Below are 9,107 nucleotides of genomic sequence, written 5' to 3'. Positions count from 1 at the left end.
TCCCGGGGAGCGCACGCGGTAGTCGGAGTCACAACCGAGATTCAGCAGGTCGGCGAAGTAATCCTCGTCAGTGCGGTCGGGACGGCCGTCACGCTCAAGAGTCCGGCGTAGCCAACTCGAAGTCTCCCGAAACGGACTTGAATCGGATCCGAACGCGGATCTTGTCACCCGTGACCTGGCCGGGTCCCGGCGATGAAGGCAGCTTGATGTTCCCCGACAAGCTGCGCAGATCGACATCGACGCTCCGCCCAGGTGGAATCCGAACAACGGTGTCACCCGATGCCGTGCTCGCGACGATGTCGGATCCCAGGTATCGATCCACGGTGATGTCCCCCGATGCCGAGCGCAGCACGAGGTCTCCATGAGCCTCATCGATGTCGATATCACCCGACGCCGTGTTGATGGTCGAATCTCCGCGGACGGTCCGAATCCGGATGTCTCCCGATGCCGCGATGAGTTTGCCCTTCCCCTCGATCGCATCGATCTCGATATCGCCCGACGCCGTCTTGGCCAACAGTTCTCGCCGCACCTCGCCCACGCGCAGATCACCAGAGGCCGCCGAGACGTTCAGGTCTTCAAGCGGCGTGTCGACGTCGAGATCGGCCGATGCCAGCGACGCGACGACTCCGGTTCCTGAAGGAACCGAGAACGTCACTTCGAGCGAGCCCCGAAGAAAGTGCCCCTGTTCCTGGCGAACGCTCACGAGGTCGCCCGCCTGATCGATGGCGACCGAGTCCGATGCTCGGCCCCGAACCTCCACATCGATCTTTCCGGTCCGGCCGGGAATAATCCGCACGCTGCCCGATCCAAGTCGAACCGAGATTCTGGGCCGCTCCCCTACCTCGAAGGACTCGTGCCGGGCGCTCACAGCTCCACCGTCCCTGAGATCCGCTTGCCGCTGCGGCGTACTTGTGCCCTCGACGACAGGGTCTTCACAACCCAGGAGTTCACCGAATCTCCCGTGTCGGCCGCGGCGGTTTCGATCAGTTCCTTGACCTTGTCGGGAAGGCGCAGTGTGAGCCGTGCCTCGCACGACCCGGCGGCAACCTCGCCTGCGTCGGAAGCTCGCACACGAAGCTCCGGTTCGCCGTCGGACATCACGACGTCGATCTCGTGGTCGGGAAGCTGGGCCGAGACCTCGGTCGCCGCCTGCTGGGCGAGATCGATGACAATCTGGCGCACGGTCGCGTCCAGCATTCCGAGCATGACCTCGGCTGCCGCGGCCACCGCAGCATCGTCACCGGAAAGATCGACCTGGCGCGTGATGGCTTCTTCGAGCTTGGAGAGAGCAGTAAGACTATGCATGACATCATAATGCTGTCACCTAGACGTCGTGCTGTCAACCATTCATCTCGGATACCGAGATCGCTCACTCCGAGCGGCCGACCGCCGTCGAGAGTCCGGGCATCGTCTCGTAGAGCGTTGTTCGCCTCGCCGGTACCTTCCCTGCGGACCGAATCAGGTCCTCGAACCGCTCAACGGTCATCTCCTGGCCGTGAGTGGCGCCCGCCGATCTCGTGATGCTCTCGCCCATGAGAGTCCCGCCCAGGTCGTTGCAGCCGGCGTCCAGAAGCCGGCGCGCCCCATCCAGTCCGAGCTTGACCCATGACGCCTGGATGTTCGGTATCAGGCCGTCGAAAGCGATTCGCGCGACGGCATGCATCAGGACGACCTCGTCCCACGTTGGCCCCTTTCTCGAGTTCCCCTGCAGGTAGATCGGCGCCCCCATGTGTACGAACGGCAAGGGGACGAACTCCGTGAACCCGCCGGTACGACGCTGGATGATCCGCAAGACCTCGAAATGATCTGCCCATGCTGTGGGGTCATCGATGTGCCCGAACATGACGGTTGCGGTGGATCGAAGCCCGCGCTCGTGAGCGATCATCATCACGTCTGCCCACTCCGCAGTCGTGATCTTGTCGGGACAGAGGTGGACCCGTACGCGATCGTCGAGAATCTCGGCCGCAGTGCCGGGCAGCGTCCCGAGCCCGGCATCACGGAGTCGCTCCAGGTAGTCGAGCACAGAAATGCCCAGGGTCTCTGCACCTTGCCAGACTTCGAGCGGCGTAAACCCATGGATGTGCATCCCCGGCAAGGCGGCTTTGATCCGCTCAACCAGTTCGAGATAGAAATCGCCGGTGAAGTCTGGATGAATGCCGCCCTGAAGACACACTTCGGTGGCGCCCCGATCCGAGGCCTCCGACGCCATCCGAACGACATCCTCGACGCTCATCAGGTACGGCGCTCCACGCAGATCGAGACTCCGCGGACCTTTCGAGAACGCGCAGAACCGGCACTTGTAGGTGCATACGTTCGTGTAATTGATGTTCCGGTTGACGACGTAGGTGACCGTCTCCCCAACGACCTCGGACCTCAGGCGATCAGCGGTCCAGGCAATTGCCTCAACCTCCCGTCCCCGTGCCCGAAAGAGCGTTTCGATTTCGTCGCGGGTCGGCCGACTGCCACCCAGAGACCGATCCAGGATGCGCCTCACCGGCGGTGTCGCCCCGGCGATCACGTCCGAAACGACATCCGACGCCCATGCGGAATCACCCCATTCCGCCGAGATGTGTCCGGGAGGGGCCGGGATCGGCATGTCTTTGCCCGGAGCCCATTCGTCCCGGCTGCGAGCCGCTCCCCTCCCGTCCACCAGTCGAAGGTAGGTCGTCCAGGCCGAGCGAGTGAGTTCTGTGCGTACTGCATCGAGCCCGATACCGATGGGAAGCGCAGTGCGCTCGATGAGCGGCACCTCGAGAGTATCGCGGAGCCGGCCGATCTCTTGATCGTTCCATTCGTCGAGCAGCAGATCGGTCGCGCCATCCTGCACGCAGGCAAGTGCCTCGGCCACGTTGGCGGCCGCTGCCGAGACCTCGGCCTCGACCCCGGGCAGCGAGGTCAGCGTTACGGCCTCCGCCGGCCGATCAGACCTGAGGAAACGAGCTCCGCTGCGTGCCAATGCATCAAGGACTGCGGTCCGTGCAGCACGCTGATGCGCCATCCCGCGACACCCTGAACGAGAGTCATCTCGCCGGCGGTGAGAACCCACGCTGCCGGATCCCCCTCCCCCGGCCCTACCGACACCGTCAGGAGCCCTGCATCGGTTGCGATCCGGACGTCCTCGGCAGAAGCCCTCGGCAGCTCGGCAGTCACCGCACCGGGACCTGAGACCCTGCAGAACGTAACCGGCCTCATGCTGTGACACCCGCCAACGCGAATCCGGAAGCGTCGGTCGCCGCTCGGGTGCGTACCAGCAGGGCCGGATCGATCCACTGGGCATCGATGAACTCCGGATACACGGGCAGTCTCGGTCGCAGACGGAAGCCGGCTGCTTCAGTCCGATCCTTCAGTTCGTCCAGACGAGGCCACGGCTGCTCGGGGTTGACCCAGTCGATCGTCACCGGTGAGACGCCACCCCAGTCGTTGACACCGGCTTCGAGATAGGTCTCGAATCGTTCGGTCAGATTGGGTGGGACCTGGATGTTCATCTCCGCCCCGAAGATCCATCTGGCGAGTGCCGCGACCCTCGATGTCAACTCGGGCGTTGGTTCCGCGCTGCACCGCATCGGCGTGTCGGCCTTTGCGCGGAAGTTCTGCACGATGATCTCCTGAATGTTGTGGTGGCGCGCATGCAGGGCCGCGAGGGCGAACAGACTGTCGACGATCTCTTCCGGTGTCTCACCGATCCCGACCAGAACGCCGGTGGTGAACGGCACCCTGGCCCGGCCTGCCGCCTCCATGGTCTCGATTCTGGCGGCAGGATCCTTGTCGGGACTGTTGAAATGCGGCATGCCGGATTCCATCAGCCGAGAAGAGACGTTTTCGAGCATCAGCCCCATCGACACGCTGCTGGGCCGGAGCGCCACGATGGCATCGACGTCCATCACTCCGGGGTTCGCATGAGGGAACAGCGATGTCTCGGCCACGATCCGCTCCGACATTCGTTGCACGTACTCGAGGGTGGAAGCGCACTCTTGCCGATCCAGGAACGAGCGGGCCTCCCGCCATCTCGCCTCTGGACGATCGCCCAGGGTGAGCAGCGCCTCGGTACACCCGTAGCGCTCCCCCAGCTCTGCCACGGCCATGACCTCTTCCGGGGTCATGTACTCACCACCGGCACCAGGAGGCTTGGCGAACGTGCAATAGGTACACCGGTCCCTGCAGAGGGTCGTAATGGGGATGAACGCCTTGCGACTGTACGTGATCGTCCTCCCTTTGCCTGCGTCACGCAGCTTGCGCGCTTCGTGGTAGAGCGGCTCGATGGACCGATGCCCAACGAGGTATTCCAGCGCCAGGCGAGGATCGGGAGCAGGATGCCGCATGGCCAGCAACGCTATCACGTGCTGCAGCCAAGCCACACCCTTGGCACGAGTAGCATGAAGGCTGTTCGCGGCCATTACGCCGCTTCCGTGCTGTGAGGAGGAATACCCCAATGAAAGTCGCCATCAACGGTTTCGGACGCATCGGAAGAGCCGTCTTCCGCATCGTTGCGAAACGACCCGATACGCCCATCGAGATCGTCGCCGTCAACGATCTCACCGACGACGCCACCCTGGCCCATCTGCTCAAGTACGACACGAACATGGGCCGCTTCTCCGGCGACATCTCACTCGATGGCGGCTTCATGCACGCCGGTGGCCAGACGGTCAAGATGCTCGAAGAGCGTGACCCTGCGCAACTTCCCTGGAAGGAACTCGGCGTGGATATCGTCGTCGAATCGACGGGAGTATTCCGCACCAGGGACAAGCTGAACCTTCACCTCACCGCAGGAGCCAAACGGCTTGTTCTCACGGCACCTGCAAAGGAGCCCGTCGACGCGACGATCGTGATCGGTGTCAACGACGACGCCCTCGATCCCTCCGACACCCTCGTGTCCAACGCCTCCTGCACGACGAACTGCCTCGCTCCGGTCGCCAAGGTGCTCAACGACTCGTTCGGCATCCGCCGTGGCCTGATGACCACGATCCACGCCTACACGAACGACCAGCGACTGCTCGACATGCCACACAGCGATCTCCGGCGCGCCAGGGCGGCTGCAGCCAACATCACCCCCACGACGACCGGCGCGGCCAAGGCCATCGGCCTCGTGATCCCGGAACTCGCCGGAAAGCTGGACGGCATGGCCGTGCGCGTTCCCGTACCCGACGGCTCACTCGTCGACCTGGTTGCGGTCCTCGCCAGAGATGTCACCGAGGAGGAAGTGAACGCTGCGATGCGCGCCGCTTCCGAGGGCGACATGCAAGGCATCCTCCAGTACAACGAGGACCCGATCGTTTCGAGCGACATCGTCGGAAATCCGCACTCGAGCATCTTTGATGCCGACTTGACCAAGGTCATCGACGGCCATCTCGTCAAGATCATCGCCTGGTATGACAACGAGTGGGGCTACTCGAGTCGTGTCGTTGATCTGCTCGAACGCATGGGAGCACAACTCTGACGAACCGTAGCTGCGACATCGCGAAGCCTTGCTTCGCGATGTCGCAGCTACCCTTCCAATGTGCGCAAACTCATCGTGTTCGTGGCCGCTTCACTGATGGCTTCGGCCTGTATGCCCTCACCCGCGACTCCGCCCACCACAACGACAACGACCACCTCTCCGCCGGCGACCCCGGCCACGACTGCAGCGCGAGCGTCGTCGTGTGGAGTCGGAGAGACGTTCTCCGAGGACGGTGAGTTCTTCGCCCTGGATGGTCACAGCGGAGATGCGACACGCATCTCCGGTCTGAACGGAGTGCAGGATCAAGGATGCGATCGGTTCATCATCAGCCTCGCAACCGACGCCGGAGCACCGGCGACTTCCGTCGGTCGAACACGAGTGGTGTTCCTGCGAGACCTCGGCGTCGTACGGGTGTTCCTCCCCGACGTCACCGACACGAACATCACCGACGGAATCTTCGAACTCCCACTCATCGATCGGGCGTACGTCGTACGGTCGGCAGACGGATCGCTGTACGTCGATGCACATCTCGGTGCAGCGGCCATGGCCCGCACCGTGGTGACCGAATCGCCGGCACGGATCATCGTGGAGCTGGATCCGGGCGGCCCTGCTCTTCCGCCCGCCGCGGCGCGCAGCGATCTGGTCGTCGTGCTCACACCCAGGGAGGGCAGCGCCGACTATCCGCTCATCGTCGCCGGCTACTCCCGAACGTTCGAAGCCAATGTCATTGTGCGCCTCATCAAGGCGACCGAAGTCGTGGAGGAGCACATCACCACGGCAACCGACTACCTGAGTGCATGGGGAGAATTCTCGGTCACGCTCGAGACGGGTCCGCAAGGCAATCTGCAGCTCACCGTCGGGGACGACGCCGACCAGGACGTGGCGATCAATCTGGTTCTGAACTGAACAAGCCTTCGATCGGAACCACGGTGACGAACCCCGATTCCGGCCGAACATCCGGAACGAGTTCCTTGACGAATGGGACTTCGACGACCCGGTCACCGCTGCGAACCAGGAGCCGGTCCTGGACGTCTCCGACAATGACCTCCGTAATCCTTCCGAGGAGGCGGCCCTGTGGATCCCGGACATCGAGTCCCTCGAGATCCTCCGGCCAGAACTCCTCATCCTCGAGCTGCCGTCGTTCGTCGACTGTGATGAAGAGCGTCGTGCCGCGGAGTCCTTCCGCAGCACTGCGATCGGTGATCCCCTCGAACGCGACGAGAATCGCGCCTTTGTGAACCCGAATACTGCGCACTGTCAGCGTGGTGTCGATCTCGGTGTTGAAGGTGGCGCCACGGACAAACCGCTCCGGATAGTCCGACTCGGATACGACGACGACCTCGCCCCTGATCCCGTGGGCCTTCAGAATCCGCCCGACGCGAACGTTCAATCGATGAACTCGACTCCGGCGTGGAGGCCTTCCTCGTCACCGGCGGCCCGGGCGAGGGTCCGGACGGCCCGGGCAACCCGGCCGCGGCGTCCAATCACGCGGCCCATGTCCGATTTCACGGTACGGACCTCGACCACAACATCCTCGGGACCTTCCTCGACGAGTGTCAGATCAACCTCGTCGGGATGATCGACAATCTGGGTGACAACGTACCCGACGACGCGTTCGACGATGGAACCTCTACTCATTCCTCATCTCCAACTGTGTGAATCTCGCCCTTTGCGACCTTGAACATCGACCACGCGCCGGACTTTTTGAGAAGTCGCCGCACCGTATCGGTTGGCTGCGCCCCATTTCGGAGCCAAGCCAGTGCCTTCTCATTGTCGATCTCGATCAAGGACGGATCCTGGCGAGGATCGTACCGACCGATGATCTCGATGAAACGTCCGTCGCGAGGCGACCGAACATCCGCAGCCACGACCCGGTAGGTCGGCTGCTTCTTCTTCCCCATCCGCATCAGGCGGAGCTTCACCGCCATGTCGTCACCTCATCTTCCTCAGGCCGGGAATCGACTTCCCCTGTGCCATCATCTTCATCATCTTCTGTGCTTCGTTGAATTGTTTCAACAACCCGTTGACCGCCTGCGCCGACGACCCGGAGCCGGCGGCTATCCGCCGCTTGCGACTCCCATCGATCAGCTTGGGGTTCCGTCGCTCTTCCGGGGTCATGGAACGGATGATCGCCTCGACCCTGCCCAGATCATCATCCGACACCTGAACATTGCGGAACATCGAACCGGCGCCCGGCAGCATAGCAAGCAGTTGGTCGAGCGGACCCATCTGGCGGATCTGTTGGAACTGCAGAAGGAAGTCTTCGAACGTGAACGAAGCGGTGCGTAGTTTGTCCGCCATCGCCTCGGCTTCGGATACATCCCATGCGTCCTCGGCTTTCTCGATGAGCGTCAGCACGTCTCCCATGCCGAGGATTCGTGATGCCATCCTGTCGGGATGGAACGGCTCGAAGTCCCCGAGTTTCTCCCCGACGCCGGCGAACTTGATGGGACACCCGGTGACTTCACGCACGGAGATCGCTGCTCCACCCCTCGCATCGCCGTCGAGTTTCGACAGGACGATGCCGGTCAGCGCCACCTGGTCGAGGAATCCTTTTGCGACGTTCACGGCATCCTGCCCGGTCATCGCATCGACCACGAGCAAGACCTCATCGGGGTCCGCCGCCATCTCGACATCTCCGAGCTCGCGCATGAGCTCCTGGTCGATCTGGAGACGGCCTGCCGTGTCGATGATCACTGCGTCGTTGCCGTCACCGGCCGCCCGCTTCAGCGCCGCCTTGACCAGCTTGGGTGGCTTGGCTTTGCGATTCGTGAAGACGGGTACCCCGATGCGCTCGCCCAGCGTGATGAGCTGCTCGACGGCGGCCGGGCGCTGGAGGTCGGCGGCAACGAGCAACGGTCGGTGGCCTTGCTGTTTGAGGAGGCGCGCCAGTTTCGCGGCAGAGGTCGTCTTTCCAGATCCTTGGAGTCCGACCATGAGGATCGTCAGGGGTGGCTTGTCGGCCTTTCGTAGAGGCACCGCCGCTCCACCGAGCGTCGTGATCAGCTCCTCATGGACGATCTTGATGACTTGCTGGCCTGGCGTGAGACTCGTGGTGATCTCCGCGCCGACCGCCCGTACGCGCACCCGTGCGAGCAACGCTTTGACAACTGCAACGTTGACGTCTGCTTCGAGCAACGCGAGGCGAATCTCACGCAGTGTCGCATCGACGTCCGCCGGACTGAGCCGGCCTCTTCCGCGCAGCCGGGAGAAGACGTCGTTCAGGCGATTGGAGAGCGATTCGAACACGGCAGGATTGTACCGGGGCCGATCAGACAGCAGGAGTCGACCGGCTGCCGAACCGCAAGGCGAGGACCTCGCGCCAGACGATGAGCCCTGCTCCGGTCACGACCGTCATCACCACGACGAAGATCGGGGAAACGGTCAGTCCGAGGAGAAACGCCCTGAGCACGGCACCGAACGGCGCTGCAGCCACCCAGGCGAGCAGAACCCTCCAGATGCGCTTCGGGTCGGCGAGCACCTCGTCGCGATAGACGCCGAACCAGGGAGCAATCCAAGCCCAGGCGACAAGGAAGGAGATCACCGTGACGAGCAGCCTTGGCACGTCGCTCAGGGTTTCGTGCATGGTGAACCCCGCGACCGTCAGCACGCCAAGCACGATGACGTCCCCGATGACGGCTATGACTCGCATATCGAGCAAGCGTAGCGAGCG

General features: G+C 63.2%; 12 protein-coding genes. 3 read left to right on the top strand and 9 right to left on the bottom strand.

From position 1 onward, the window contains the following. On the top strand, positions 1 to 111 hold a 111-nt coding region (locus GWP04_11760; protein ID NIA26229.1), incomplete at its 5' end, for a heavy metal-binding domain-containing protein. On the opposite strand, the gene GWP04_11755 is transcribed toward GWP04_11760, so the two are convergent. From GWP04_11755 to cofG, 4 genes are all read right to left on the bottom strand, one after another. Next, positions 95 to 796, bottom strand: coding sequence for a DUF4097 family beta strand repeat protein (locus tag GWP04_11755; protein NIA26228.1), 702 nt, complete (start codon positions 794 to 796; stop codon positions 95 to 97). The two genes, GWP04_11760 and GWP04_11755, sit on opposite strands and share 17 nt — an antisense overlap. A gap of 68 nt (positions 797 to 864) precedes the next feature. Further along, on the bottom strand, positions 865 to 1,305 hold the full coding sequence (locus GWP04_11750; protein NIA26227.1) for a DUF1778 domain-containing protein: 441 nt from the start codon (positions 1,303 to 1,305) through the stop codon (positions 865 to 867). Between the two features lie 64 nt (positions 1,306 to 1,369). Continuing rightward, entirely contained in the window at positions 1,370 to 2,596 is a 1,227-nt protein-coding gene (cofH, locus tag GWP04_11745) for a 5-amino-6-(D-ribitylamino)uracil--L-tyrosine 4-hydroxyphenyl transferase CofH (protein NIA26226.1), read from the bottom strand. A 592-nt stretch (positions 2,597 to 3,188) separates the two neighbouring features. After that, positions 3,189 to 4,319: a 7,8-didemethyl-8-hydroxy-5-deazariboflavin synthase CofG gene (gene cofG, locus GWP04_11740; GenBank protein ID NIA26225.1), complete on the bottom strand. Its 1,131-nt coding sequence runs from the start codon at positions 4,317 to 4,319 to the stop codon at positions 3,189 to 3,191. Positions 4,320 to 4,429: 110 nt separating this feature from the next. Between cofG and gap the strand changes: the two genes are divergently transcribed. Further along, complete coding sequence (gap, locus tag GWP04_11735; GenBank protein ID NIA26224.1) at positions 4,430 to 5,434, top strand: type I glyceraldehyde-3-phosphate dehydrogenase; 1,005 nt, start codon at positions 4,430 to 4,432, stop codon at positions 5,432 to 5,434. Between the two features lie 60 nt (positions 5,435 to 5,494). Further along, on the top strand, positions 5,495 to 6,340 hold the full coding sequence (locus GWP04_11730) for a hypothetical protein (protein NIA26223.1): 846 nt from the start codon (positions 5,495 to 5,497) through the stop codon (positions 6,338 to 6,340). Here the strand turns inward: GWP04_11730 and rimM are convergent. The 5 genes from rimM to GWP04_11705 are packed head-to-tail and all read right to left on the bottom strand — an operon-like array spanning position 6,321 to position 9,086. Next, the gene (rimM, locus tag GWP04_11725; protein ID NIA26222.1) at positions 6,321 to 6,824 is read right to left on the bottom strand and encodes a ribosome maturation factor RimM; all 504 of its coding nucleotides are present in this window, start codon (positions 6,822 to 6,824) and stop codon (positions 6,321 to 6,323) included. The two genes, GWP04_11730 and rimM, sit on opposite strands and share 20 nt — an antisense overlap. After that, positions 6,821 to 7,072, bottom strand: a complete 252-nt coding sequence (locus tag GWP04_11720) for a KH domain-containing protein (GenBank protein ID NIA26221.1) — start codon at positions 7,070 to 7,072, stop codon at positions 6,821 to 6,823. The genes rimM and GWP04_11720 overlap by 4 nt, the downstream gene beginning before the upstream one ends. Continuing rightward, positions 7,069 to 7,362: a 30S ribosomal protein S16 gene (gene rpsP, locus GWP04_11715; protein ID NIA26220.1), complete on the bottom strand. Its 294-nt coding sequence runs from the start codon at positions 7,360 to 7,362 to the stop codon at positions 7,069 to 7,071. Before rpsP ends, GWP04_11720 begins: the two co-directional genes overlap by 4 nt. Positions 7,363 to 7,366: 4 nt before the next feature. Further along, positions 7,367 to 8,683: a signal recognition particle protein gene (locus GWP04_11710; GenBank protein NIA26219.1), complete on the bottom strand. Its 1,317-nt coding sequence runs from the start codon at positions 8,681 to 8,683 to the stop codon at positions 7,367 to 7,369. A gap of 22 nt (positions 8,684 to 8,705) precedes the next feature. Beyond that, the gene (locus tag GWP04_11705) at positions 8,706 to 9,086 is read right to left on the bottom strand and encodes a DUF3054 family protein (GenBank protein NIA26218.1); all 381 of its coding nucleotides are present in this window, start codon (positions 9,084 to 9,086) and stop codon (positions 8,706 to 8,708) included. Positions 9,087 to 9,107 lie beyond the last annotated feature (21 nt).

The sequence above is a fragment of the Gammaproteobacteria bacterium genome (assembly GCA_011682695.1).
Classification (GTDB): Bacteria; Actinomycetota; Acidimicrobiia; order Spongiisociales; family UBA4744; genus BMS3Bbin01.
This window is presented reverse-complemented; position numbering and strand designations above follow the sequence as displayed.